The sequence below is a fragment of the Streptomyces sp. NPDC101490 genome (assembly GCF_044767145.1).
Classification (GTDB): domain Bacteria; phylum Actinomycetota; class Actinomycetes; order Streptomycetales; family Streptomycetaceae; genus Streptomyces.
The window spans coordinates 71184-97442 of sequence record NZ_JBIWNI010000022.1; the positions used below are offsets into that span (position 1 = coordinate 71184).

Consider the following 26259-nt stretch of genomic DNA (forward strand, 5'->3'; position numbering starts at 1 on the left):
GAGGGGGCGGGATGACGAACGGCGCGTACCCGCTGGCGCGGCGGACCGTGCGGCGCTTCCGGGGCTGGGGCGGGGTGGCCGCGATGGCCGTGGCCTGCGGACTCACCGCCTCCCTGACCCTGCTGCCGCTGACGCACGCCGGGAGCGGCGCGGCGGCGGCCCCGGAGGCGTACGGTCCGGGACCGGGGATCGGCACCGGCGTCCAGGTCAGGGCCGAGAGCTGTGAGCGCCCGGAGGCCTCGCTGACCCCGTCGTCGGCGGACGGCCCGGCGGTCGAGGCGATCAAGAAGCGCGGGAAGCTGGTCGTCGGCGTCGACCAGTCCAGCTACCGCTGGGGCTACCGGAACCCGGAGAAGGGTGTCCTGGAGGGTTTCGACATCGATCTGGCGCGGGCGATCGCGGCGGACCTGCTCGGCGACCGGGACGCGGTCATCCTCCGCGCGATCCCCACCAACCAGCGGACCGAGCTGCTGAACAGCGGCACGATCGACCTGGTCGTGCGGACCATGACGATCAACTGCAAGCGGATCGGGGAGGTCGCCTTCTCCACCGCCTACTTCCAGGCGGGGCAGCAGGTCCTGGCGCCCAGGGCGGCCCGGGACATCACGGGGTACGACTCCTCGCTGCGCGGCAAGCGGGTCTGCACCGCCGAGGGCTCCACCGCCTACGACGCCCTCGTGGACAACTCCTTCGGCGCGGTCTTCAAGGACGCGGGCGACGGCACCAAGGACGACAGGGACCTGCTGACGGTCCCCAACCAGCTGGACTGTCTGGCCCGGCTCCAGCTCGGCGAGGTCGACGCCGTCGTCACCGACAACGCCCTCGCGGCGGGCCAGGCGGCGCAGGACCCGGCGGTCGAGCTGAAGGGCGAGCCGTTCACGAAGGAGTACTACGGGGTGGCGGCCAAGCTGGGCAACGACGACCTGGTGCGCCGGGTCAACCAGGTGCTCGTGGGATACCGGCAGGGCCCCTGGCAGAAGGCGTACAAGGACTGGCTGGAGAAGGACCTGCCCGGGATACCGGGCCCGCCCGCTCCGCTGTACAAGTAGCGCCGCGCCCCGGCAGTGCCGGGGGCGGCGCCGTAGCGGCGGCCCGTACACGGAGAGGAAGAGGTGACCGATGGGAGTCACGGGACCCGCTGGGCCGGTGATGGACCGGGACGAGGCGGACCGTGTGCTGGCGCGCCTCGCCGCCGAGCACAAGGCGGTCGAGGACTCGCTCCTCGCGCTCCAGGACCACGCGGGCCGCAGACTGCTCGAAGGGGCGGAGCTGACCGGCACGACCCGGGACCGGTGGGCGGCGGCCGAGCGGGACATCACCCTGCTCTGGACCTGTTTCGACGTGTACACGGGTGCGCTGCGGGAGGCCCGTGGGGTACGGGCCAGGCGCCGCTGGCCCGGCCGGGACGAACTGGTGGAACTGACCGAGCGGCTGCGCGGCGAGAGCGTGGTCGTGGCGGGCGGGGCGGGCGAGCGGGGGCTGCTGTCGGAGCGGTTCACCCTGGAGGGCCTGGTCCGCCGGATGAACGAGCTGTACGCGTCCTCGCTGGACGTGGTGGTCACCGCCGACGCGGTCTGGTCGGCGCTGCCCGCCCGGATCGACCTGCTCGCCGCCGAGCTGGGCCGGACGCGTTCGCTGGCGCACTCGGTCGGCGTGCGCCCGGGAGAGCACCCGGCCGGGGACGAACTGGCGGCGATCACCGACGAGCTGACCGCGCTGCGCTCCCAGGTGGTGACCGACCCGCTGGCCTTCTGGCGCCGGGCGGCCGGGAGTTCGGCGCCCGGCGGGGGCCGCCCCGACACCGCCCGGTACGACCGGGCGGCCCTGGCCCTGGAGGACGTGCGGCGGGAGACGGAGGCGGTGCTCGCGGTCCGGCAGGACTCCGAGGACCGGCTGCTGCGCCTGCGGGACGTGCTGTCCCGGGCGGACCGGACGCTGGCGGAGGCGCGGGCCGCGCGCGGCGAGGTCCTGGCGAAGATCGCCGCCTCCGAGGTACCGGTCGTCGGCGGGCCGCCGATCGTGCTCCAGGAGCGGCTGGCCGCCGCCGCCGAGTACCGCAGGCACGCCCGGTGGCACCGGCTCTCCCCGCTCCTGGACGCCCTGGAGCGGGAGGCGGAGGACGAACTGCTGCGGGCCCGCGAGTCGTTGACGTCGGTCACGGCGCCGCTCGCGGTGCGGGCGGAGCTGCGGGGCAGACTGGACGCCTACCGGGCGAAGGTGACACGGCTGGGCGCGGCGGAGGACCCGCTGCTCACGGAGCGGTACGACGCGGCCCGCCGGATGCTGTGGAGCGCGCCCTGCGATCTGCGGGTCGCGGAACAGGCCGTGCTGCGCTACCAGCAGGCGGCGGCGGACGTACTGTCCGGCCCGAGGGACGCGGGAGGACGCGAGTGAGGAACGGGGAGACGGGCGTGGCGAGCTGTCAGCGTCCTTCGTGCGGGGGTTCGTACGAGGACATGGGGGGCGGTGAGCTGTACTGCGACACCTGTGGGCTCGCCCCGGTGGTCGCGCCCCCGGGGTCCCCGGCCGCCGAGGCGGGGCTCGTCGTCTCGGCGGCGACGGGCGTGGCCGTCCCCGGCAGGGGCACGGGCCGGGGCGGGCCGTCGGGGCGGGGTCCGGGTCCCGGTTCGGCCTCCGTCGGGGGGGCCGGTTCCGCCGGGACCGACCCGGCGTCCGCGCGGAGCGGCTCGCGGGCCTCGTCCCGGGCGTCGTCGCGCTCCTCGACCTCGCGCCGCTCGGTCTCCGGGCGGCTGTCCCGCTCGCTCTCCGGCGCCTCCACCGCGCCCTCGGTGTCGGTGCGCAGCTCGGGCACCTCGTCCGGGCAGTCCGCCCGCAACCGGCTGGGCGCGGGTCTGGTGGCGATACCCGAGGTGCCGCGTCCCGACCCCCGGGGCGCGGTGATGGACAACCCCGAGGTACCCGAGCGGAAGCGTTTCTGCTCCCGCTCCGACTGCGGGGCGCCGGTGGGCCGTTCGCGGGGCGCCCGGCCGGGCCGTACCGAGGGCTTCTGCACGAAGTGCGGGCACCCGTACTCCTTCGTGCCGAAGCTGCGCGGCGGGGACGTCGTCCACGGGCAGTACGAGGTCGCGGGCTGTCTGGCGCACGGCGGTCTCGGCTGGGTCTACCTCGCCGTCGACCGGGCCGTGTCCGACCGCTGGGTGGTGCTCAAGGGCCTGCTCGACACCGGCGACCAGGACGCGATGGCCGCCGCGATCTCCGAGCGCCGCTTCCTCGCCGAGATCGAGCACTCCAACATCGTCCGCATCTACAACTTCGTCGAGCACCTCGACCAGCGCACCGGCTCCCTCGACGGCTACATCGTCATGGAGTACGTCGGCGGCAAGTCGCTCAAGGAGATCGCCAACGAGCGGCGCGCCCCCGACGGCCGCCGCGACCCGCTGCCGGTCGAACAGGCCTGCGCGTACGGGATCGAGGCCCTGGAGGCGCTCGGGCACCTGCACAGCAGGCACCTGCTGTACTGCGACTTCAAGGTGGACAACGCCATCCAGACCGAGGACCAGCTGAAGCTCATCGACATGGGCGCGGTCCGGCGGATGGACGACGACGAGTCCGCGATCTACGGCACGGTCGGCTACCAGGCGCCCGAGGTGGCCGAGGTCGGTCCCTCGGTCGCCAGCGACCTGTACACGGTGGCCCGCACGCTCGCGGTGATGACCTTCGACTTCCAGGGCTACACGAACGTCTTCGTGGACTCGCTGCCCGAGCCGGAGCACATCGAGGTCCTGCGGACCTACGAGTCGTTCTACCGCTTCCTGGTCCGGGCCACCGACCCGGACCCGGCCCGCCGGTTCGGCTCCGCGCAGGAGATGGCGGAGCAGCTGACCGGGGTGCTGCGCGAGGTGGTGGCGCTCCAGTCGGGCCGCCCGCGCCCGGCCCTTTCGACGCTCTTCGGCACCGAGGTGCGGGTCACCGACACGAGCCTGTTCGCCGAACTGGCGCAGGACGTGTCGCTGCTGGGCGGACGCCGGGCCCGGAAGCGGTCCGGTCCCACCGGTCCGGCGCCCGTCGCCCTGCCCGCCGGGGCGGGGCTCGGCCCGCTGCTCGCGCCGCTCGACGCGCCCGCGACCGCGCTCGCGCTGCCCGTGCCGCACGTCGACGTCTCCGACCCGCACGCCGGGCTGCTCGCCGGGCTCGCCGCCGCCGCCCCGGCCGAGCTGCTCGCCGCGCTCGCGGCGGCGGCCACGCCCTCCGCCGAGCTGCGGCTGCGCACCCTGCGCGCCCAGTTGGAGCTGGGCGACCTGCCGTCGGCCGCGGGGACCCTGGCGGCCCTGGAGGAGAAGACCCCGGACGACTGGCGGATCGTCTGGTACCGGGGGGTGACCTCGCTGGTGACCGGGGACCACGAGCACGCGGCGCTCGCCTTCGACGCGGTGTACGACGCCTTCCCCGGCGAGCCGTCGCCGAAGCTGGCCCTCGGGATCTGCGCCGAGGTCCTCGGCCAGCTGGACAACGCGGCCGAGTACTACCGCCTGGTGTGGGCCACCGACCAGGGTTTCGTCAGCGCGGCCTTCGGTCTCGCCCGGGTGCGGCTCGCGGCGGGCGACCGCGCCGGGGCCGTGGCGACCCTGGAGTCCGTACCGGAGTCGTCGATCCACTACACGGCGGCCCGGGTGGCGGCCGTGCGGGCGCGGCTGCGGCGGCGTCCGGCGGCTGAGCCGCTCGGGCCCGATCTGACGGCCGCCGCCGCGCAGGTGTCCGCGCTGCGGGGCTTCGGTCTGGACGCGGTGCGCCGGGAGCGGTTGTCGGCCGAGGTCTACGGAACGGCCCTCGACTGGGTACTCTCCGGGAGTCCTGGTGCGGAACCGGGCGGCGGCGCGCTGCTGCTCGGCAGTGAACTGGACGAGCGCGGACTGCGCTTCGGCCTCGAACGCTCCTACCGGGTGCTGGCCCGGCTCGCCCAGCGGGGCGAGGAGAGGATCGAACTGGTGGAGCGGGCCAACCGCTTCCGCCCCCGGACGTGGGTGTGAGGATGTCCCAGAACCCGAAGCCGTCGCACGGACTCACCGTGTGCCCGGAGTGCGCCGAACCCCTGGAGGCGGGCGACCGGTTCTGCGGGGCGTGCGGATACGACCTGACGGCCGTGCCCGCCGCCGGGGACGGCCGGGACCACCCGACCGTGGCCATCGGCACCCCGGTGGCCTGGCCGGACGCCCCGGACCGGGAGTCCGGTTCGCTGTCCGCCGCCACCCAGCATCCGGGCGATCTGCCCGGCACCGACTCCGGCGGCCGGGAGCTGGCCGCCGGGCCGCCCCCGGCGGCGCCCGCCGGACGGACCGCCACCGGCGACGGGGACTTCACGCTGCCGGCCCCCGATCCGCGTACGGCGGTACGGGCCGATCCGGCGCCGCCGCCCGCCGCCTCCGCCTCCGCCTCCGTGTGCGTGGCCTGCCGGGCCGGGCGGGTGGACACCGACGGCTACTGCGAGAACTGCGGGCACGCCCAGCCGCGCGAGCGCGACCACATGGAGCGGGAGCTGACCGGTGTCGCCGCCGTCAGCGACCGGGGGCTGCGCCACCACCGCAACGAGGACGCGTTCGCCGTCTCCACGACGACCCTCCCGGACGGCTCCCCCGCGACCGTCGCGATCGTCTGCGACGGCGTGTCCTCGGCGACCCGTCCCGACGAGGCGTCCGCCGCCGCCGCCGAGGCCGCCGGGGCCTCGCTGCTCGCCGCGCTGCCCCGGGGCACCCACCCGCAGCAGGCCATGCACGAGGCGATCGTGGCCGCCGCCGCCGCCGTCGACTCCCTCGCGGAAGGGACGGGCCCGGCCGAGGCCGAGGCGCACCGCCACCGCAACGCCCCGGCCTGCACCATCGTCGGCTCCGTCGTCACGGGCGGACTGCTCGTCGTGGGCTGGGTCGGCGACAGCCGCGTCTACTGGGTGCCGGACGACCGGGCCGCCCCGCCCGCCCGGCTGACCGAGGACGACTCGTGGGCCGCGCAGATGGTCTCGTCGGGCCTGATGAACGAGGCGGAGGCGTACGCGGACGAGCGCGCCCACGCCATCACCGGCTGGCTGGGCGCGGACTCCTACGAGCTGGAGCCGCACACGGCCGCGTTCAAGCCCGACCGGTCCGGTGTGGTCGTCGTCTGCACGGACGGACTGTGGAACTACGCCGAGGGCGCGGGGGACATGGCGCGGATCGTGCCCGCCGACGCGGCGGACCGCCCGCTGCACAGCGCCCGGACGCTCGTCGGCCACGCCCTGGACGGCGGCGGCCACGACAACATCACGGTCGCGCTCGTGCCGTTCACCGCCGCCTCACCCGGGGCATGATCCGCCTGAACGGCCGCCGGTACCCGTCCCCGAAACCGTTGTTGCCCGAGGAGCCGTAAAGAATGGCCAACTTCTCCAAGTCGACCGTGCCGCAGTTCTCGGTGGACGTCTACCAGAACGAGTTCCTGCCGGAGGGCGGCCGGGACGTCAGCGCGATCGTCACGGTCACCTCCACCGGGGGCGGCACCACCGGCCAGCGGCTGTACGGCCCGTCGGGCGCGGGCACGGCCGGTGTCGTGATCATGGTCGACTGCTCCGGCTCGATGGACTACCCCGACACCAAGATGCGGGGCGCCCGCGAGGCCACCGCCGCCGCGATCGACACCCTGCGCGACGGCACCTCGTTCGCGGTCGTCGCCGGGACGCACCGGGCGACGGAGGTCTACCCGCGCAACGGGCGCCTGGCCGTCGCCGACGCCCGCACCCGGGCCCAGGCCAAGGAGGCGCTGCGCGGGCTGACCGCGGGCGGCGGCACCGCGATCGGCACCTGGCTGCGGCTCGCGGACCGGCTGCTGTCCTCCGCCGACCTCACCATCCGGCACGGCATCCTGCTCACCGACGGACGCAACGAGCACGAGTCGCCGGAGGAGCTGGCGGCCGCGCTCGACTCCTGCGCGGGCCGCTTCACCTGCGACGCGCGCGGAGTGGGCACCGACTGGAAGGTCAAGGAGGTCACCGGGATCGCCTCGGCGCTGCTCGGCACCGCCGACATCGTCGCCGACCCGGCCGCCCTCGCCGCCGACTTCACCTCGATGATGGAGCACGCGATGGGCAAGGGCGTCGCCGACGTCGCCCTGCGCCTGTGGACCCCGGTGGGGGTGGAGATCGCCTTCGTGAAGCAGGTGGCGCCCACCGTCGAGGACCTGACCGGACGGCGTACGGAGGCGGGGCCGCGCGCCGGGGACTACCCGACGGGTTCCTGGGGCGACGAGTCCCGCGACTACCACGTGACCGTACGGGTCCCCCTGGCCTCGGTCGGCCAGGAGATGCTGGCCGCCCGGGTCTCCCTGATCGCGCCCGACCCGCTGGACGGCGAGCTCCGCCCGCTGTCCCAGGGGCTGGTACGGGCGGTGTGGACGGACGACCTGGCCATGTCGACGTCGATCAACCCGCAGGTCGCGCACTACACGGGCCAGGCCGAACTCGCGGACGTCATCCAGCAGGGCCTGGACGCGCGCAAATCGGGCGATCACGACGGAGCGACGGCGAAACTGGGCCGGGCCGTGCAGCTCGCGGCGGCCTCGGGCAACGCGGACACCGCGAAACTCCTTTCGAAGGTGGTCGACGTGGTCGATGCGGCGACCGGTACTGTGCGTTTGAAGGCGAAGGTCGCGGAAGCGGACGAGATGACACTCGAAACCCGCTCCACCAAGACCGTTCGCGTCAAGAGGTAGCCCGGCCAGCGGGCCGGACGACGAGAGGGGGAAGCACCGACATGCCGACCTGCCCGAACGGACACCAGTCGGTCTCCGACGACTGGTGCGAGGTCTGCGGCCATCGCATGGCCGGGGCGGGTGCGCCGACGGGTGCCGTACCGCCGCCTCCCCCGCCGCCGCCCGCCTACGGACACCCAGGACCCGGCGCCCCCGAGGGCCCGGCCGGCTACGGCTACCCCGGCTCCGACGGCCCCGGTGCTCCGGGCGGCTACGGCTACCCCGCTCCCGAGCGCCCCGGCGCCCCGGGCGGTTATGGCTACCCCGGCCCCGGTGGCCACGGCGGCCCGCCGCCCCCGCCGGGCGGCTACGGCCCCGGTGACGGGCCGGGACAGGGCGGTCCCGGTCACGGCGGCTTCGGTGGTCCGGGAGACGGTCCCGGACACGGCGGCTTCGGACCCGGTGACGGACCCGGCCACGGTCCCGGTCACAATCCCGGTCACGGCGGCTTCGGTCCTGGTGACGGCCCCGGTCACGGCGGTTTCGGCCCGGGGGACGGTCCCGGACAGGGATCCGGCCGCGGTGGCCCGCCGCCCGCGCCCGGCGGCTTCGGACCCGGACCGGGAGGCCCCGGACCCGGTGGCCCCGATGGCCCCGGCGGCTTCGGCAACGGGCCCGGCCCCGGCGGCCACGGTCCCGGTCACGGCGGTTTCGGCCCCGGCGGTGACTCGAACGCGACCGCGCAGGCGGAGCTCTGCCCGCAGTGCCGGACCCCGCGCGAGCACATGTCGCCGTTCTGCGAGGAGTGCCGCTGGAACTTCCTCACCCACACGGCCACCTCGTACACCCCGCTGGCCCCGCAGAACGCGCAGCGCGGCGCCGCCGCGCCGCCGCACTCCGCCGCGCCGCAGCCCCCGGCCCCGCACGCCCCGGCTCCCCCGCACTCCGCGCCGCCGCAGCAGCCCGGTCCGCCGCCCGGTCCGAGCCTGCCGCCGGGCTTCCCGTCCTCGCCGCCCCCGCAGGGCCAGCAGCAGGACCCGTTCGGCTACCACGGTTCGCGGCCCTCGCAGGTCAACCGGCCCGCCGAACCCCTGGGCGCCGAGCCGACCCACCACCAGGCACCGCCGCGGCGGCCCCCGGCACAGCAGCCGCCCGGCGCTCCCGGGCAGCCCCCCGCGTACCTCCAGGGCCCGGCCGCGCCGCCCGGCGCACCCGTCCAGTCCCCGCCGCAGCCGCGCGGGGACGACGACTGGGTGCTGTCGCCGCCGTCGCACTCCGAGCCGCCGCAGCGCCACGAACCGCCGCAGCCTCCCCCTCACCAGGGGCCCCCGGCGCCTCCCGCGCACCAGGGGCCGCCGCAGCAGCAGTTCCAGCCACCCCGGCAGCCGGGGACCTGGACGGCGTACATCGGTCCCGACCGCGACTACTTCCTGGCGATGATGCAGCGCAGCGGCCCCGAGGCGACGGGCCTGAACCTGCCCGCGTACTCGCCCGCCAAGCAGCTGCCGCTCCAGGGCAACCAGATCTCCGTCGGGCGCCGCAGGCACTCCACCGGCGAGTCCCCCGACATCGACCTGTCGGTGCCGCCGGAGGACCCGGGCGTCTCGCACCAGCACGCGGTGCTCGTGCAGCAGCCGGACGGCTCGTGGGCGGTGGTGGACCAGAACTCCACCAACGGCACCACGGTCAACGGCGGTGAGGAACCGATCCAGCCGTACGTCCCCGTCCAGCTCCAGGACGGCGACCGGGTGCACGTCGGCGCCTGGACGACGATCACGGTACGGCTCGGCTGACGCCGTCCCACCGCCCGCCCCCGGGGCCCGGCGCGCGGTCCTCCGGGGCCGCCCGCCCGGGCCCCGGGGGCGGTCCTGGTTCCCCGGTCCTAGGACTGGTCGTCTGAGACGATGGAACGGTGAACGAGATTCCCGGGGAAACAGCGCAGGAGCAGACCTTCTACGAGCAGGTCGGCGGCGAGGAGACCTTCCGCCGCCTGGTCCACCGCTTCTACGAGGGCGTCGCGGAGGACCCGCTGCTGCGCCCGATGTACCCCGAGGAGGACCTCGGCCCCGCCGAGGAGCGGTTCGCGCTCTTCCTCATGCAGTACTGGGGCGGCCCCCGCACCTACAGCGACCACCGGGGACATCCCCGGCTGCGGATGCGGCACGCCCCGTTCGTCGTCGACCGGGCGGCCCACGACGCCTGGCTGCGGCACATGCGGACCGCCCTCGACGAGCTGGAGCTGGCTCCCGAGCACGAGAGCGAGCTGTGGCGCTATCTGACCTACGCGGCGGCCTCGATGGTCAACTCGGCGGACTGATCCACTTTCTCCTTTTTTCACTTTTCACACCCTTGACGAACTCCCCTTCTGGTCACGGATGAACACATTCCGGAAACGGAACCCCGGATAACGGTCACGATCCCATCAAGGTCGGTCTGTAAGCGGTTTCCAGCCGCACATGCATTCTGAAAGCATCCGAGAGAAGTTTCGGGAGCGTGCGGAACGACCGACGTGCGCACCGTGATCAGGGTGGCCAGGGGGATGGGTGACGGGGTTCGTATTTCTGCGCGTCAGGGCGCACCGGCTGTTGCTGGCCGCGGCGCTCCTCGCCGTGCTCCTGACCACCTCGGTGCTCGCCACCCTCGCCTCCTTCTCCGGGGCGATCGGTGACGCGGCGCTCCAGGCCGGACTGCGGGGGCGGTCCGCCGCCGCGGCCTCGCTGCTCGTCGGCGGACAGGTGCCGGAGGCCAAGCGCGCCTCGGCCGAGGCGGCCGTCCAGGAGGCCGTGCGCGCGACCTTCGACGGACTGCCGGTGACCGTCCGGCGCCTCGAACGCTCCGGTCCGTACGCGCTGCCCCGCGAGCTCCGGCAGCCCGCGGCCCGCGGCGGCGACCCGGACCTCACCCACTTCGCCGCGCTCGACCGCTCACGGCTCACCCTCGTCAAGGGCGCCTGGCCGTCCGCCGCCCGCACCCCGGGCGTCGTCGAGACGGCCCTGCCCGAGGAAGCGGCCCGCAGGCTGCGGGTCGGCCCCGGCACCGTCCTCGACCTCTCCGACCGGCTCGACGGCCCGGCGGTGAAGGCCCGGATCACCGGCGTCTACCGGCCCGTCGACACCAAGGACCTGTACTGGCAGCTCGACCCGGCCGGCGGGCGGGGTGTCCGCACCGTCGCCTTCACGACGTACGGGCCGCTGCTCGTCGACCCCACCGTCCTGACCGCACGGGCGGTCAGCACGGGCGACACCTCCTGGCTCGGCTCCGCCGACTACACCGGTCTCACCACCGAGCGCATCGCCGCCCTGCGCGCCGCCGCCACCGAGGGCCCGAAGGAACTGGCCGAGAACACCGGCGCCTTCGGCACCACCCTCTCGGTCAGCACCGCGCTGCCGACCGTGCTGGACCAGACCCAGCGGGCCCTGCTCGTCTCCCGCTCGACGCTGCTGATCGTCGCCGTCCAGCTGATCCTGCTCGCCGCGTACGCGCTGCTGCTCGTCGCCCGGCTGCTGAGCACCGAGCGCTCCGGCGAGACCGCGCTGCTGCGCGCCCGGGGCGGTTCGCGGCGCCGGATCGCCGGGCTCGCCGGCATCGAGGCACTGTTCCTCGCACTGCCCGCCGCCATCGCCGCCCCGCTGCTCTCCGGCCCGCTGACCCGGCTCTTCGCCGACCGGTCCGCGCTCGCCTCGCTCGGCGTCGAGCTGGACACCACGGCCTCCCCCGCCGTGTGGCTGGTCGCCGCGGGCGTGGCCCTGTGCTGCGCCGCCGCCGTCGTCGCCCCCGCGCTCGCCGCCGGGGACGGCTCCGCCGTCTCCCTGCGCAAGGCCCGCTCGGCGTCGCTGCCCGGCCCCGTCCGCGCCGGGGCGGACCTCGGTCTGCTGGCCGTCGCCGCCGTCGCCTACTGGCAGCTCCAGCGGCCCGACGCGGCGGGCGGCACCCTCGGCGCCGACGCCCAGGGCGGCGGCTCCATCGACCCGGTGCTCGTCGCCGCGCCCGCGCTCGCCCTGCTCGCCGGAACCGTCCTGACCCTGCGTCTGCTGCCGCCCGCCGCCAAGCTGGCGGAGCGGCGCGCGGCGGGCGGGCGCGGCCTCTCCGCCGCCCTGGCGGGCTGGCAGTTCAGCCGCCGTCCGCTGCGTGGCGCGGGCCCCGTCCTCCTCCTCGTCCTCGCCGTGGCCATGGGCATGCTGGCCATCGGTCAGAGCAACTCCTGGGAGCGCTCGCAGCGCGACCAGGCCGACTTCCGGGTCGGCGCGGCCGTCCGCGTGCTCAGCGCCGGTCCCGGCGAGCCGACCCAGACCGAGCAGCTCGGCCGTGTCCCCGGAGTCCGCGCGGTCGCCCCCGTGCACCGCACCAGCATGGACCTCTCCGGCCGGACGGCGACCATCCTCGCGCTGGACACCCGGCACGCCGCCGACGACCTCATGCTCCGGGCCGACCTCGCCGACGTCCCCGTCCGCTCGATGCTCACCCCGCTCGCCCCCCGGGCGACGAGCCGCCCCGGGCTGCCGCTGCCCGCGGGCACCCGGACCCTCACCGCCGACCTGCGGCTCGCCGAGCCGGTCGGCCCCGCCCAGGTCACCGCCGTCCTGGAGGACCCCAGCGGCGTCGCGTACCGGCAGTCCTTCGGCCCGCTGCCCGCCGACCGCCGCACCCACCGGCTCTCCCTCGACCTGGCGACGCTCACCCGGACCCCCGGCGAGAAGACGGGCACGGGCTCCACCGGTCTGCTCACCCTCGTCGGCCTGGAGGTCACCGGTGAGATCCAGCCGGGCGAGAAGACCGCCCAGACCCTGAGCGTCGAGCGGTTCGGCGTGGTCCGCGCGGACGGCGCCGAGCGGGTCGAGGCCCCCGGCAAGGTGCTGGAGAGCTGGTCGTACGCCTTCGACCAGACCGAGAACGGCGACCCCCGCGAGGGCGTCCCCACCTCGGGCGTCGCGGGCACCGCGACCGGCGGGCGCCCCGCCCCGTACTCCATCGCCTTCTCCCTCACCGGCGGCGACGAGACCGACCGCTACTCCCAGGTCGAGGACTACACCCTGCGGATGAACGCCCCCGGGCCGAAGTCCCCCGAGCGGCTCTCCGCCGTGGCGACCGCGTCCTTCATGACGGCCGCCGGGGCCCGCCCCGGCGACCTCATCGAGGTCGCCATCGGCGGGCGGGACGTGAAGGCCGTCGTCCACCAGGTCGTGGACGAGCTGCCCACCACCGGCGCGGCCGCCCGCCCGGCCCAGGTCGGCACGGCCGTCACTCCCGACGACGGAGGCGCGATCCTCCTCGACCTCGCCGCGGTCAACCGCTACCTGTCCGACGGAGCGGCCTCCACCGTCCCGGCGACCGAATGGTGGCTGGCCGTCGACCCCGGCCGCTCCGCCGAGGTCGCCACCGCCCTGCGCGCCCGGCCCAACGCGGACCCCGCCCAGGTCGTCGTCCGCGACGAGATCGCCGGGGAACTCCTCGGCGACCCGCTCGGCGCGGGCCCCAACGCCGCCCTGATGGCGGTCGCGGCGGCCGCCGCCGCGCTCGCCGCCGTGGGCTTCGCGGTCGGCTCGGCCGGTGCCATGCGGGAGCGGTCCGCCGAGTTCGGCGTCCTGCGGGCGCTGGGCACGCCGCAACGGCGCCTCGCCCGGCTGATCGCCGCCGAACAGGGCCTGCTGATCGGCATCGGGCTGCTCGTCGGCATCGGCCTCGGCGCCGTCCTGGCCCGTACGGTCGTCCCGCTGGTCGTCCTGACCGGCCAGGCCGCCCGGCCGGTGCCCCCGGTCCTGGTCGAACTACCCCTCGGCCAGGTGGCACTGCTGATCGCCGGGGTGGCGGCGCTGCCGCTCGCCATCGTCGCGGGCATCGCCCTGCGGCGTACGGACCCGGTCGCGACCCTGCGCCACCAGGCGGCGGGCTGATGTCCGCCACCACCGGGGAGAACCCGGACGGGACCACCGGGGAGGACCCGGAGACCACGGGGAAGAGCCCCGGCACTCCTGACGGGGAAACCCCCGACACCGCCGACACCCCCGACACCGCCGGCGGGCGCACCCCGGGGACGGCCTCGCGCCCGCCCTCCGGGGACGCCCCCGGTGAGTCCGCCGGGCCCCGCGCCCCGGGCGCACCCGCCGGAAAGATCCCGAGCTCGTCCCCCGGGACGGCTCCGAAGACCGTCGGGGACCGCCCGGACGCCCCCGGCACCCCCTCCGTACCCAGGAAGGCCACCGACATGCCCCGGTCCCGGACCGACAAGCCCGCCCGCGCGGTGGCGCCCTGGGTGCGGACCCGGCTCCGGACCGCGCCCTGGGCCGCCGCTTCGCTGGCCCTGCTCGTCCTGGTCACCGCCTACCTCGCCGCCGCGCTGCCCCGGGCCATGGACGCGTACGAGACCGAAGGTCTGCGGCACGACATCGGCACCGCCCAGGCCGCCGTCAGCACCCTCCAGCTGACCGCCGAAACGCCCGGTCTGGAACTCCCCCTGGCCACCCGGGAGCAGATGCTGACCCCCGGCGTCCTGAAGAAGCAGCACGACGAGGTGCTGGGCCTGCTGCCCGCCCCGCTGCGGACCGACCCGCGCCAGGCGGCCCACGGGGTCCGCACCGTCAAGCGCGTCAACGGCCTCGACCCCTGGCTCCCCCGGCCCGACGGCCTCGCCCCCCAGTTCGTCCTGGCCTCGCCGTCCGGTCTCGCCGACCACTCCACCCTCCGCGCCGGCCGTCTCCCCCAGGGCACGCCCGCCCGCCCGGAAGCCGTGGTCACCACCAAGACCGCCGAGGAGCTGCACCTCAAGCCCGGCTCCGTGGTGCACGTCCCCGGCCGGGTCAGCGCCGAGCCCATCGCCTTCACCGTCACCGGCGTCGTCGAACCGCGCGGCACCCAGAGCGCCTACTGGGGCGTCGAGCCGCTGTTCGGCACGCCCGCGCTGGCCGCGACCGTCGGCCTGGAGGTCAAGTACTACTGGCAGGGGGCCCTGCTGGTCTCCCCCGCCTCGGCGCCCGCGCTGCTCTCCACCACCGGCGAGCCCGAGACCTTCTTCCGCTTCCTGCCGGTCGCCGACCACCTCACCGGCCGGGACGCCGACGCGCTCGCCCTCGCCCTCGACTCGGCGAAGGGCGGACCCGACCTGGTGAAGCTGCGCCAGGTCGTCGGCCCCACCGGCGCGCTGGCCACCGGACTCGACGGCATCATCGACTCCTACGGGTCGATGCGGGAGGCCATCACCCCCGTCGTCGCCGTCGCCGTCTTCGGCATCGGGGCCGTCGCGGCCGTCGTCCTCGCCATGACCGGAGGGCTCTTCGTCGTCCGCCGGGACAGCGAACTGGCCCTGATCCGCTCCCGGGGCGCCTCGCTCACCGGCATCGGGATCCGGCTCCTCGGCGAGACCTCGGCGGTCGCCGTGCCGGCCGCGGCGCTCGCCGTGGTCCTCGCCGTGCTGACCGTACGGCCGCCCGCCCCCGGTCCCGGCGCGGTGCCCGGCACCGGTGACATACCGCTGCTGCCGTCGCTGCTCGCCGCGACCGCCGTCGCCCTGGTCGCCGTGCTGGTGCTGCCGCTGCGGGCGGTCGTCCGGCACCGGCGGCCCCGGCTGCACGGCGGCCGGGACGACCTGGCGGACGCGCGGCCCTCGACCCGCCGCACGGTCCTCGACCTGACCGTGCTGGTCCTCGCCGTCGGCGCGGTCGCCTCCCTGCGGCTGCGCGGCACCGAGGACTCCGGCGACCACCTGGTGAGCGCCGCCCCGGTGCTGGTCGGCCTGATCGCCGCGATGCTCCTGGTCCGGATCTATCCGCTGCCGCTGCGCTGGGCGGGCCGTCCGGCCCGCAGGCTGCGCGGGGCGGTCGGCCCGCTGGCCCTGGCCCGCGCCGGACGCGGCTCGTCGGCGGGCACGCTCCCGCTGCTCGCCCTGGTCCTGGCACTGTCCACGGCGGCCTTCGGCGGCTCCGTCCTCGCGGGCGTCGCCGACGCCCGCGACCGCGCGGCGCTCATGGCCATCGGCGCGGACGCCCGCATCGACGGCTCCGTGGAGTGGACCCCGCTGCCCGAGGGCCTCGTCGAGTCCGTGCGCGGCACCAAGGGCGTCCAGGACGCGACGCCCCTCCAGATCGAGTACGGCGTGCTGCTCCCGTCCGCCGAGGACGTCAACGCGCGGCCGATGAGCGGGGCCCTGGTGGGCGTCGAGCCCGGTTCGTACACCCGGCTCACCGCCAGGACAGGGTTCGGCCCCTTCCCCGCCGGGCTCCTCGCGTCGACCGGCAAGGGCGGCAAGGAGGTCGCGGCGGACACCGAGCGGGTGATCCCCGCGGTCGCCTCGCCCTCGGTCGCCGAACGCCTCGGGCGCACACCGCAGAAGATCATGACGGCGGCGGGCGTGTTCCGGGTGAAGGTGGTCGCGGTGCGGCCCGTCACCCCGGCCTTCCCCGGCACCGAGTTCCTCGTGGTCAACGGCGCCGACCTGACCCACCGGACCACCACCGGCCTGCTGGTCACCGGCTCCGTGGACGGGTCCGCGCTGCGGGCCGTGGTGAAGGCGAAGGAGGAGAACATCCCCCTGCCGGTGTCGATGCGCTCCGAGAAGCGATCGGCCTACGTGGACTCGCCGCTCCAGTCGGGCGCCGAGCGGATGTACGTCGCCGCGATCGGCGCGGGCGCCGGATTCGCCGTGGTGGCCGTGCTGCTCTCCCTGCTGCAGGGCACGCCGGAGCGGACCACCCTCCTTGCCCGGCTGCGCACGATGGGCCTGACCAGGAAGCAGGGACGGCGGATCCTCGGCCTCGAAGCGCTGCCGCAGGCCGTCCTCGCGGCGGTCGGCGGGGTCCTCGCCGGACTGGTGACGGTGCCGCTGCTCGCCCCCGGCATCGACCTGTTCCGCCTCGCGCTCGCCACCACCCCGGGCTTCGCCGTACTGGACTCGGCACCGCTGCGGGCGGATCCGTGGTCCCTCGCGGGGCCCGCCGTGGCGGTCGTGCTGATCACGGCGGCGGCAGCGGGCGCACAGGCGTGGTGGGCGGGACGCAGCAGCTCGATCAAGGAACTCAGGGCAGGAGACACACGATGACGAAGACCGAGACGTCGAGCCGGGGGACCGCTGCGGACACCACCCTGGAGGAGCTGGAGCGGCGGGCGACCGCGCACCGCGACCGCCCCTCGTACGGCCATGACTCCCTCATCTCCTGCGACCGGCTGGTCCGGATCTTCACCACCGACGGGGTGGAGGTGCAGGCGCTCCAGGGGCTCGACCTGCTGGTGAAGGAGGGCGAGCTGATGGCCCTGGTCGGCGCGTCCGGTTCGGGCAAGTCGACGCTGATGAACATCCTCGCGGGCCTGGACGTGCCGACCGCCGGCGCGGCCCGGGTCGCGGGCTGCGACCTGCTCGGCATGGACGGCAAGGCGCGGCTGCGGTACCGCCGCGAGATCGTCGGCTTCGTCTGGCAGCAGACCGCCCGCAACCTCCTGCCCTACCTGACCGCCTCCCAGAACGTGGCGCTGCCGATGCAGTTGCGCGGCAAGGCCGGGCAGAAGGCCGAGCGGGCCGAGGAGCTGCTGTCGATGCTGGGCATCGCCGACCTGCGCGACCGCAGGCCGCACCAGCTCTCCGGCGGGCAGCAGCAGCGGGTGGCCATCGCGGTCGCCCTGTCGAACAACCCCTCCGTGCTCCTCGCCGACGAGCCCACCGGCGAGCTGGACTCGGCCACCGGCGAGGAGATCTTCGCGGCCTTCCGCCGGGCCAACGAGGAGCTGGGCACCACGATCGTGATCGTGACGCACGACCAGACCGTCGCCACCGAGGTGCGCCGCACGGTCGCCATCCGCGACGGCCGCACCTCCTCCGAGGTGCTGCGCCGCACCGAGGTGGACGAGCAGGGCCAGGAGTCCCTGGTGGCACGGGAGTACGCGATGCTGGACCGCGCGGGCCGTCTCCAGCTCCCGGCGGACTACACCCAGGCCCTCGGCATGGAGCACCGGGTGGCGCTGGAACTGGAGCAGGACCACATCGGGGTGTGGCCGGACGACACGGACCGCTGACCTCTGACTCTGACCGCTGGCCGGGGCCCGGGGCCTCAGCCGGGGGTGCCGGTCAGGTCGATGAGTCCGGCGGCGGTGGGACGGAAGCCGCACCGCTGGTGGAAGCCGGTGAGGTGCGGCTCGAAGTCCACGTGGAGCCAGTGCGCACCGCGCCGCCGGGCGGCTTCGGCGGCGGCCCGGACGAGGGCGGTGCCGAGGCCCGTGCGGCGAACTCCGGGGTGGACGGTGGTGTCGAGCAGGAACGCGTGCGCCCCGCCGTCGCCGATGACGTTGACATAGCCGACGAGCCGTCCGGAGCGCCGGGCGGTCACCCGGAGCAGGCTGCGGGCGAGGACGGGCCCGAAGTCGGTGTCCCGGTGTCCGGGCCAGGCAGCATGGAAGAGCGTGTTGAGCTCCTGGCCGGTGAGGTCACCGTCGACCAGGACCTCCACGCCGACGGGCGCGCCCGGGGCCGTACCGGCGGGGCGTGCGTCCGGTTCCGCAGCGGTTCCGGGGTCCGTAGCGGTCCCCGGGACCGGTACCGGTACCGGTACCGGTGGCGGTGGCGGGTCCGGTGGCGGCCCCGTCTCCGTCACCCGGAGAGGCCGGGTGTGACGGTCAGGCCGGTGGGGACGGTACGGAGGGCGATCGAGCCGTACGGGGTCCGCAGCCGCAGCCACGGGCCGGAGGCGAACAGCGCGACCGTCTCCGCCGCCCCGGCGGGCGGCAGGAACCCCAGCGACTGGGCCGCGTGCACGGCCCGCAGCGGCAGGCCCGTGGGGGCCAGGGTGCGGGACCAGATCGCGCGGCCGATGAGGTCGCGCTCGGCCCGGGTGCGCCGCTCCTCGGGCAGTTCCTCGTCCCGCGCACGGAACTCGGCGATGGCCGCGGCGACGGCGCCGCGCATCTCGGCGGTGCCGGGCAGTCCGGCGACCGGACGCCATCCGGCGCGCGGCGGGAGCACCCCGGTCCAGGGCGGTCCGGTGACGGCGTCCGGTACGGCCGCCTTGCCCGCCGCCTCGTCGACGCCGTCGAGGAGTTCACCGGCGGAGACGGTGACGTCCAGGTCGACGGCGTCGGCGAGCCGGGCCGTGCGGACCGCGAGGACCTCGAAGGACGAGGGGCGGCCGAAGACGGCGAGCGCCCCGCCGCCCGCCTGGAGACGGACGGCGGCGGCCCGGTCGTAGTGGACGAGCCGGGTCAGGAAGGCGGCGAGGGCCGCCGCCTCCCTGGCGTCGTCGAAGTGGAGCGGGGCGAGCACGGTCATGCGGTGGACGTCATCCCGTCGTCTACGTACTCCTGGAGGAAGCTCCGCTCCTCGGCGGTGATCCGCCGGGGGCGCTGCGCCTCCAGGTCGAAGGGCACGACGACCGTCGAGGCCCGTACGTAGGTGACGTCCGGGTCCTTGATCTCGTACGCGATCGTCAGCGACGCCGCGCCGATCTTCGTCACCCACGATTCCACGGTCACCGGCCGGTGGCGGTGGACCAGGGGCCTCAGGTAGTCGATCTCGTGCCGGGCCACGACGGACCCGCCGGAGAACGACGGGGAGCCGTCCCCCGGCGCCAGCCGGAACATGAAGTCGATCCTCGCCTCTTCCAGGTACCGCAGGAAGACGACGTTGTTGACGTGCCCGAAGGCGTCCATGTCCGACCAGCGCAGGGGGCAGCTGTAGAGGTGTCTGGCCACTGACCTCAGCCTCGGGTGAGCTTCTTGTACGTGGCGCGGTGCGGGCGGGCGGCGTCCGCGCCGAGGCGCTCGACCTTGTTCTTCTCGTACGACTCGAAGTTGCCCTCGAACCAGTACCACTTGGACTCGCCCTCGTAGGCGAGGATGTGGGTGGCGACCCGGTCCAGGAACCACCGGTCGTGGGAGATCACGACCGCGGCGCCGGGGAACTCCAAGAGGGCGTTCTCCAGCGACGACAGGGTCTCGACGTCGAGGTCGTTGGTGGGCTCGTCGAGGAGCAGCAGGTTGCCGCCCTCCTTGAGGGTGAGCGCCAGGTTGAGGCGGTTGCGCTCACCGCCGGACAGCACGCCCGCGGGCTTCTGCTGGTCCGGACCCTTGAAGCCGAAGGCGCTGACGTACGCGCGGGACGGCATCTCGACCTGGCCGACGTTGATGTAGTCCAGTTCGTCGGAGACGACGGCCCACAGCGTCTTCTTGGGGTCGATGTTGGCGCGGCTCTGGTCGACGTACGAGATCTTGACCGTGTCGCCGACCTTGATGGAGCCCGAGTCGGGGGTCTCCAGGCCCTGGATCATCTTGAAGAGCGTGGTCTTGCCGGCGCCGTTCGGGCCGATCACGCCGACGATGCCGTTGCGGGGCAGGGTGAAGCTGAGGTCGTCGATGAGGACCTTGTCGCCGAAGGACTTGGAGAGGTTCTCGACCTCGACGACGATGGAGCCCAGGCGCGGGCCCGGCGGGATCTGGATCTCCTCGAAGTCCAGCTTCCGCATCTTGTCGGCCTCGGCCGCCATCTCCTCGTAGCGGGCGAGACGGGCCTTGGACTTGGTCTGACGCCCCTTGGCGTTGGACCGCACCCACTCCAGCTCTTCCTTGAGGCGCTTGGCGCGCTTCTCGTCCTTCTTGCCCTCGACCTTGAGGCGGGTGGCCTTCTTGTCGAGGTACGTGGAGTAGTTGCCCTCGTAGGGGATCGCGCGGCCGCGGTCGAGCTCCAGGATCCACTCGGCGACGTTGTTCAGGAAGTACCGGTCGTGGGTGACGGCCACCACGGCGCCCGCGTACTTCGAGAGGTGCTGCTCCAGCCAGTTCACCGACTCGGCGTCGAGGTGGTTGGTGGGCTCGTCGAGGAGGAGCAGGTCCGGGGCCTCGATGAGCAGCTTGCAGAGCGCGACGCGGCGCTTCTCGCCACCGGAGAGGTTGGTGACGGCCCAGTCGCCGGGCGGGCAGCCCAGCGCGTCCATGGCCTGCTCCAGCTGGGCGTCGAGGTCCCAGGCGTTGGAGTGGTCCAGGTCTTCCTGGAGCTTGCCCATCTCCTCCATGAGCGCGTCCGAGTAGTCGGTCGCCATGAGCTCGGCGACCTCGTTGAAGCGCTTGAGCTTGCCCATCTGCTCGGCGGCGCCGTCCTGCACGTTCTCCAGGACGGTCTTCGACTCGTCGAGCTCCGGCTCCTGCATGAGGATGCCGACGCTGTAACCGGGCGAGAGGAAGGCGTCACCGTTGGACGGCTGCTCGATCCCGGCCATGATCTTCAGAACGGTGGACTTGCCGGCACCGTTCGGGCCCACGACACCGATCTTGGCGCCGGGCAGGAAGTTCAGGAAGACGTCGTCGAGAATCACCTTGTCGCCGTGCGCTTTACGCGCCTTGCGCATGGTGTAGATGAACTCAGCCAAGAGAAACCGTCCGGCGAAGAGTGAGTGGGCAGATACACCCCATCTTGCCTGACCGCCAGCCCCGGGAGGAAACCGGCGAGGGCGGGGTGCGGGCCCGCGCGGGGGCGCGGCGGGGGCGTACCGGCCGGTGACCGGGGCCGTACCGGGCGGTAAGGGGTCGGAACGGGGCTCCGGACGTGCGACGACCCCGGGCGCTGGCGCGGTCCGGGGTCGGGCGGGGTCACGGGGCGGTTCCGCTGTGACGCGGATCACCTCGCGGGGTGTGGTTCCCCGGTACCGGCGCGGGACCGGTACCGGGGGTCGCGGCTCAGTGAGCGGCGGCCTTCTTCTTGCGGAGGACGAACACCGCGCCGCCACCGATCACGACGAGCGCGGCGGCGATGCCCGCGATCATCGGGGTGGCGCTGGAGCCACCGGTCTCGGCGAGGTCGCCGCCACCGGTGGTGGTGGAGCCACCGGCGGTGCCGCCCGTGGTGCCGGTCGAACCGGTGGTGCCGCCCGTGGTGTCACCGGTCGTGGTGCCCGGGGTCGACGGGGACGGGGCCGGGGTCGAGGGCTCCGTGGTGGGCGTCTCGGAGGGCTTGGGGCCGGGAGGGGCCGTCTTGCAGTCCAGGACGCCCTCGAAGGTCTCCTCGAAGCCGTTCGGGCCCGTGATGGTGAACTTGTACGCCTCGTCCTCGGCGAGCGGGACCGCGATGGTCTTCGTCTCACCGGGGGCGACCGTGTACGAGGTGCCCTTCAGGTCGAAGGTCCAGGCGTCGTCGCCCTTGTTGGAGGCGATGACCTCCAGGCCGCCCTTGGCGCAGTCCTTGGCGACCGTGACGGCCGGGGCCGCACCCTTCTTCGCCCAGGCGGCGGACGCCTTGGCGGTGACGGTGGAGTCGCTGGAACCGGCCAGGATCAGGGTCTGCGAGGGGCCGTCGATGGAGACGAAGGCGCGGCCCAGGGAGACCTTGGTGGTGGCGGAGGCGCTCAGCTCGGCGGTGCCGTCGGCGGTGCCGGCGGCGACGTCGAAGAAGAGCTCGGCGCCGTTCTTGGCCTCGGTGACCGTGTTGCCCTGGGCGTCCACGATCTTCACCCCGGCGGGGGTGCCGGGCGCGGGCGTGATCTTAGCGGTCTCCGCGTTGGTGTTGACCGTGATCGGGCCGAGCCGGTCACCGGCCTTGCCCGCCACGGAGGAGGGAGAGAGGGAGAGGGAGGCCTTCGGCTCTTCGAGCTTGACGGCCTCCTTGAGGAGGTACTCGGTCAGCTTCTTGGCGTCCGCGCTGCGCGGGACCGCCTTGACGTCGTCCGAGAAGGTCCAGATCGCGGCCTGGGTGCCCGCGGCGGCCTCGTTCTTCGAGAGGTCGACGCCGCCGAGCTTCGTGCCGAGCGCCTCGGCGGAGAACTTCGGGTACGCGTTCTCCAGGACCCAGAGGATCTTGCCCGCGTTCTCGTTGTTGTGCAGGGAGGACTCGCCCCAGCCGACTTCCTTGTAGTCGAAGTCGTGCTTGGCCTCCGTGCGGAGGTCGATGCAGTAGGTCTGGAGGGTGCCCCCACCCTCGACCTGCATCTTGAAGAGGCCGCCCTGGACGACCCAGTCCGAACCGTCCTTCTCGAAGATCTTGACCGAGTCACGGTCGGTCATGCCGCCGAGCTTCGCCGTCACACCGCCGGTACCGGCGGCGTCGTCGGCGAACGCCGGACCGGCGGTCGCTATCGCTCCGACCGCGACAAGGCTGGACACCAGCGTCGCGGCGGCAAGGCGGGCAACACCGCGCCCACGAACTGAAAACATTGCATTCCCCTCCGGGCGCGCAGCTCCGCGAACATGTCGTTTCGCGTGGGGGGAGCGCACGCCAGCAGATCACAGACCCGATGGGCTCACGTGCCACATGAGTACCCGGGAATCCTAGGGATGCGGAACCCCCCGGTGCCCGGCCATACGGTCAGATAACCATTCCGACTCGGAATCGTTATCGCGCAAGCGAGTTGGTCGACAAATCTCCACAACAGAAGGTCAGGAGGCCGTCACCAAACGGGTTCCCACCTCCTCGCCGGCCCTTTCCCCGCCCTCTCCCGGGCCCTCCGCCGCCACCGCCCACGGGTCCCCGCCGGACGCCGGGGCGAGCGCCGGGGAAGGCTCCGGCGGCGCCTTCGAATCCGGCCGCGCCGGGCGCCGGAAGGCCGCCGTGCCCCGGCTCAGGTCGTGGCCCACCGTCAGCGCGGCCACGTCCACGAAGGTCTTCCGCTGCCCGTCCCGCTCGTCCTCGCGCACCCGCAACCTGCCGTGCACCACGAGCGGTTCGCCCACCGAGACCGAGGCCGCGAGATTGGCCCCGAGGGAGCGCCAGGCGGACACCGTGTAGAAGCTGGTGGGCCCGTCGGTCCAGAGCCCCTGCTCCCGGTCCCAGCGCCGCCCGGTCACCGCGAAGCGGAACCTGGCGACCCCGCCCCTCACGGTGTCCCGGTACTCCACCGCCGTCGCCACATTGCCCACCAGCGTCACGGTCGTCTCGTTCATCGTCCGTCCCCCACCCTCGCGTTCACCCTGCTGTCTCTTCTCCGGTCCCCTCCATCCTGGAGGTGCGCGGAGAAACCCGCTGAGACCTGTGGACAAGCGGACGACTGTGCACAACTCCGTCACCCGGGAGGGGAAACGGAGGGGGTGGGAGGGGCTGAAGGGGGAGGGGCTGGGGTGGACTGGGGTGGGCTGGGTGAGATGGAGGTGGGGCGGGAAGCAGCCGAAGGGGTCGCGGGGGGCGCGCCTCTCGTTCCCGTACGGCCGCGCCTGGGGCGGGGAGGGCGGAGAGTAAGGGCCCGCGCCCTGCCCCCGTACCCATACCCGTACCCGTACGGAGGCAGGGATACGGACCCCTGCCCACCGACTGCCCGCCACCTGGCCGTTCGCCATCGGCCCTCCACCATCGGCAGCCGAGCGCCGGGCACCAGGGACCCGGCACCAGGCACCGGCTATCGGGCGCGCGTGCCCGCCCTTGTGGCGCCCAGCCGGGTCGTGCCGCCGCGTGCGCCGCCCACGATCCTGGGCGTCTGCCGGGTGCCGACCACGGTCGCGTACTGCTCCCGGACCTCCCGGTAGCGCATCAGTTCCGCCGCCACCGGGTCGAGTACGCGGGCCCGGCCGCAGGACGCGGTCGCCTCCCGCAGGCGGCGCTCGGCCTCCTGCCCGTATCGCCTGGCGGGTCCCTTCACGGCCCCCTCGCAGGCCCATTCGACGAGCGGGCCGCCGACGATCCCGGCCAGCATCACAAGGACGGGCGGCAGCAGTCCCGGTTCCACCACGCCGACGATCTGTCCCACCAGCCAGAGCGCGCCGAAGACCTGGAGGAGCGTCATCACCGCCTGGGCGAGGACGGCAGCGGGCCACCAGGCGGGCCGGGGTGGCCGGGCCGCGGGATCCCCGAGATCGGCGGTCAGTTCGTCCAGGGCCTCGGGCAGTCCGTCCGCCCCTCGCTCGGCGGCCTCACGGACGGCCTGCGCCCAGGCGGCCGGGAGCCCGTGCGAGGCCTCGTCGGCGACGCTCCGCACGGCCTGTTCGACGCGCTGGCGTGCCGTCAGTTCGTCCTCGGCGGGTGCCGGACGCGGGTCCACGGAGCCGTGCGCGCGCAGTCGCTCGTACCAGCGGTAGAGGCGCAGCCAGGGGGTGCCGCAGGCGCGGATGGCGCCCCGGCGCCAGACGCGTTCGGCAGCCTCGCCCGCCGCCTGCGCGCCGACGGCGACGGCGAGGCGGTCGGTGAAGGCGTCCCGGGCGCGTTCGTCGAGGCCGGGACGGCCGTCGGCGAGGTAGGAGGGGCGCAGCCGGGCGGCGGCGGCGTCGACGTCGGCGGCGAGCCTGCGTTCGGGGGCGGTGCGTTCCTGGACGAAACGGGCGACCAGCTCGCGGAGTTCGGCGATGCCGTCGCCGGTGAGGGCGGAGACGGCGAGGACGGTGGCGCCGGGTTCGCCGTGTTCGCCGAGGGCCACGCCGTCCTCGTCGAGGAGTCGGCGCAGGTCGTCGAGGACGAGGTCGGTGGCCTCGGTGCCGAGCCGGTCGATCTGGTTGAGGACGACGAAGGTGACCTCGGCGTGTCCGGCGAACGGCCGGAGGTAGCGCTCGTGGAGGGCCGCGTCCGCGTACTTCTCGGGATCGACCACCCAGATGACGGCGTCGACGAGGCCGAGGACCCGGTCGACCGTGTCGCGGTGGGCGGTGACGGCCGAGTCGTGGTCGGGCAGGTCGAGGAGGACGAGCCCCTGGAGCGCGGTGTCGGCGGCGCCGCCCGCGAGGGGGCGGCGCCGCAGTCTGCCGGGGACGGCGAGCCGGTCGAGCAGTCCGGCGGCGCCCTCGGACCAGCTGAGCGCGATGGGTGCGGAGGTGGTGGGACGGCGCAGTCCGGTCTCGGAGACGCAGACCCCGGCGAAGGCGTTGAAGAGCGTGGACTTGCCGCTGCCGGTGGCACCCGCGATGGCGATCACGGTGTGCCGGGAGGAGAGGCGCTGACGTGCGGCGGCCTCGTCGAGGACCCGCCCGGCTTCGGCGAGTGCCTCGCCGTCGACCCGCGTACGGGAGAGCCCGACGAGTTCGTGGAGGGCGTCGAGCCGGGTACGGAGGGGGCCGCCGTAGCTGCCCCCGAGGGGCGGCAGGGTGTCGGGCTCCTGCGGGTCCCCGGCACCGTCGGACGCACCGGAGGCGGGGGCGTGGGAGGAGGCGGGGGCCGCGACGCGGTCGGCGGCGCGGCGGGCGATGAGCCCGTCGTCCCAGCGACCGCCGTCACGGCCGCCGTCCTGAACGCCGTCACGGCCGGGGGCGCCGTGAGCGCCCGGAGCGCCGGGGTCACGGGAGGCCCGCCCGCCCGAATTCCGCTCCGGGGGGCCTGCGCGGTCGGGGGGCTGGGTGGTCGCGGGCTGGGTGTCGGGGGCCTGGGTGAGGCGGGTCCGGGTGAGGCGGGCCTGGGCTGCGGGAGTCCGGGCGGTGGGGTCGGGGGTGGCGGGCGCCAGGGTGGCGGGTGCGGGGGTGGCGGGGGTCTGGCTTCGGGGAGCCGGGCTCCCGAGGCCCGTCACGGCTCCTCCCTCCCCGCCCCCGTCCCTGCTCCGGTCCCTGCTCCGGTCCCTGCTCCCGTCCCTCTCCTCGCCGCCGCCTCCGCCCGCCCCTTCTCGCCGGGCCTCGGCTTCCCGCTGGTCACGGTCACGGCCGGAGTCCCGGTCGCGGCGCTGCTCACCGCCCGTTTCCGGGTCCACGTACCCCTCCACATCCACATCGGCGTCCGCGTCCACG

17 protein-coding genes are annotated in these 26259 nt (G+C 74.5%); 10 read left to right on the top strand and 7 right to left on the bottom strand.

All coding sequences use genetic code 11. The features are described from left to right. Positions 1 to 11: 11 nt before the first annotated feature. From ACIRQY_RS29290 to ACIRQY_RS29335, 10 genes are all read left to right on the top strand, one after another. The gene (locus tag ACIRQY_RS29290) at positions 12 to 1049 is read left to right on the top strand and encodes a glutamate ABC transporter substrate-binding protein (RefSeq protein ID WP_403930765.1); all 1038 of its coding nucleotides are present in this window, start codon (positions 12 to 14) and stop codon (positions 1047 to 1049) included. A gap of 70 nt (positions 1050 to 1119) precedes the next feature. Beyond that, positions 1120 to 2394, top strand: a complete 1275-nt coding sequence (locus ACIRQY_RS29295; RefSeq protein WP_403930767.1) for a hypothetical protein — start codon at positions 1120 to 1122, stop codon at positions 2392 to 2394. 62 nt (positions 2395 to 2456) lie between these two features. Then, entirely contained in the window at positions 2457 to 4988 is a 2532-nt protein-coding gene (locus ACIRQY_RS29300) for a tetratricopeptide repeat protein (RefSeq protein WP_403930811.1), read from the top strand. A 2-nt stretch (positions 4989 to 4990) separates the two neighbouring features. Continuing rightward, positions 4991 to 6298: a PP2C family serine/threonine-protein phosphatase gene (locus ACIRQY_RS29305; protein WP_403930769.1), complete on the top strand. Its 1308-nt coding sequence runs from the start codon at positions 4991 to 4993 to the stop codon at positions 6296 to 6298. A gap of 62 nt (positions 6299 to 6360) precedes the next feature. Continuing rightward, on the top strand, positions 6361 to 7692 hold the full coding sequence (locus ACIRQY_RS29310) for a VWA domain-containing protein (protein ID WP_403930770.1): 1332 nt from the start codon (positions 6361 to 6363) through the stop codon (positions 7690 to 7692). Between the two features lie 41 nt (positions 7693 to 7733). Then, a complete protein-coding gene (locus ACIRQY_RS29315; RefSeq protein ID WP_403930772.1) occupies positions 7734 to 9464 on the top strand; it encodes an FHA domain-containing protein in 1731 nt (576 codons plus the stop codon). Positions 9465 to 9583: 119 nt separating this feature from the next. Next, positions 9584 to 9988, top strand: coding sequence for a globin (locus ACIRQY_RS29320; RefSeq protein WP_351792017.1), 405 nt, complete (start codon positions 9584 to 9586; stop codon positions 9986 to 9988). A 226-nt stretch (positions 9989 to 10214) separates the two neighbouring features. Further along, a complete protein-coding gene (locus ACIRQY_RS29325) occupies positions 10215 to 13562 on the top strand; it encodes an FtsX-like permease family protein (protein ID WP_403930774.1) in 3348 nt (1115 codons plus the stop codon). Positions 13563 to 13873: 311 nt separating this feature from the next. After that, on the top strand, positions 13874 to 16699 hold the full coding sequence (locus ACIRQY_RS29330) for an FtsX-like permease family protein (RefSeq protein ID WP_403930813.1): 2826 nt from the start codon (positions 13874 to 13876) through the stop codon (positions 16697 to 16699). Beyond that, positions 16696 to 17667, top strand: a complete 972-nt coding sequence (locus ACIRQY_RS29335) for an ABC transporter ATP-binding protein (protein ID WP_403930776.1) — start codon at positions 16696 to 16698, stop codon at positions 17665 to 17667. The genes ACIRQY_RS29330 and ACIRQY_RS29335 overlap by 4 nt, the downstream gene beginning before the upstream one ends. Positions 17668 to 17702: 35 nt before the next feature. Here the strand turns inward: ACIRQY_RS29335 and ACIRQY_RS29340 are convergent, their stop codons facing one another. The 7 genes from ACIRQY_RS29340 to ACIRQY_RS29370 all read right to left on the bottom strand — a co-directional run bounded on the left by ACIRQY_RS29340 (position 17703) and on the right by ACIRQY_RS29370 (position 26258). Next, on the bottom strand, positions 17703 to 18098 hold the full coding sequence (locus tag ACIRQY_RS29340; protein ID WP_403930778.1) for a GNAT family N-acetyltransferase: 396 nt from the start codon (positions 18096 to 18098) through the stop codon (positions 17703 to 17705). A gap of 140 nt (positions 18099 to 18238) precedes the next feature. After that, positions 18239 to 18913, bottom strand: a complete 675-nt coding sequence (locus ACIRQY_RS29345) for a hypothetical protein (protein ID WP_403930779.1) — start codon at positions 18911 to 18913, stop codon at positions 18239 to 18241. Further along, positions 18910 to 19335, bottom strand: a complete 426-nt coding sequence (locus ACIRQY_RS29350; protein ID WP_351792034.1) for a thioesterase family protein — start codon at positions 19333 to 19335, stop codon at positions 18910 to 18912. The genes ACIRQY_RS29345 and ACIRQY_RS29350 overlap by 4 nt, the downstream gene beginning before the upstream one ends. 5 nt (positions 19336 to 19340) lie before the next feature. Continuing rightward, positions 19341 to 21005 (bottom strand): energy-dependent translational throttle protein EttA, encoded by a 1665-nt coding sequence (ettA, locus tag ACIRQY_RS29355; RefSeq protein ID WP_351792037.1) that lies wholly within the window; start codon positions 21003 to 21005, stop codon positions 19341 to 19343. A 307-nt stretch (positions 21006 to 21312) separates the two neighbouring features. Then, the gene (locus ACIRQY_RS29360; RefSeq protein ID WP_403930781.1) at positions 21313 to 22782 is read right to left on the bottom strand and encodes an LAETG motif-containing sortase-dependent surface protein; all 1470 of its coding nucleotides are present in this window, start codon (positions 22780 to 22782) and stop codon (positions 21313 to 21315) included. A 222-nt stretch (positions 22783 to 23004) separates the two neighbouring features. Further along, a complete protein-coding gene (locus ACIRQY_RS29365) occupies positions 23005 to 23508 on the bottom strand; it encodes a single-stranded DNA-binding protein (RefSeq protein ID WP_351792080.1) in 504 nt (167 codons plus the stop codon). Positions 23509 to 23957: 449 nt separating this feature from the next. After that, a complete protein-coding gene (locus ACIRQY_RS29370) occupies positions 23958 to 26258 on the bottom strand; it encodes a GTPase (RefSeq protein WP_403930783.1) in 2301 nt (766 codons plus the stop codon). Position 26259 lies beyond the last annotated feature (1 nt).

Bases quoted from the DNA above. Each gene is read 5' to 3' on its own strand.
- ACIRQY_RS29290 (WP_403930765.1), top strand. From the start codon at position 12: ATGACGAACGGCGCGTACCCGCTGGCGCGGCGGACCGTGCGGCGCTTC.
- ACIRQY_RS29295 (WP_403930767.1), top strand. From the start codon at position 1,120: ATGGGAGTCACGGGACCCGCTGGGCCGGTGATGGACCGGGACGAGGCG.
- ACIRQY_RS29300 (WP_403930811.1), top strand. From the start codon at position 2,457: ATGGGGGGCGGTGAGCTGTACTGCGACACCTGTGGGCTCGCCCCGGTG.
- ACIRQY_RS29305 (WP_403930769.1), top strand. From the start codon at position 4,991: ATGTCCCAGAACCCGAAGCCGTCGCACGGACTCACCGTGTGCCCGGAG.
- ACIRQY_RS29310 (WP_403930770.1), top strand. From the start codon at position 6,361: ATGGCCAACTTCTCCAAGTCGACCGTGCCGCAGTTCTCGGTGGACGTC.
- ACIRQY_RS29315 (WP_403930772.1), top strand. From the start codon at position 7,734: ATGCCGACCTGCCCGAACGGACACCAGTCGGTCTCCGACGACTGGTGC.
- ACIRQY_RS29330 (WP_403930813.1), top strand. From the start codon at position 13,874: ATGCCCCGGTCCCGGACCGACAAGCCCGCCCGCGCGGTGGCGCCCTGG.
- ACIRQY_RS29335 (WP_403930776.1), top strand. From the start codon at position 16,696: ATGACGAAGACCGAGACGTCGAGCCGGGGGACCGCTGCGGACACCACC.
- ACIRQY_RS29345 (WP_403930779.1), bottom strand. From the start codon at position 18,913: ATGACCGTGCTCGCCCCGCTCCACTTCGACGACGCCAGGGAGGCGGCG.
- ACIRQY_RS29360 (WP_403930781.1), bottom strand. From the start codon at position 22,782: ATGTTTTCAGTTCGTGGGCGCGGTGTTGCCCGCCTTGCCGCCGCGACG.
- ACIRQY_RS29365 (WP_351792080.1), bottom strand. From the start codon at position 23,508: ATGAACGAGACGACCGTGACGCTGGTGGGCAATGTGGCGACGGCGGTG.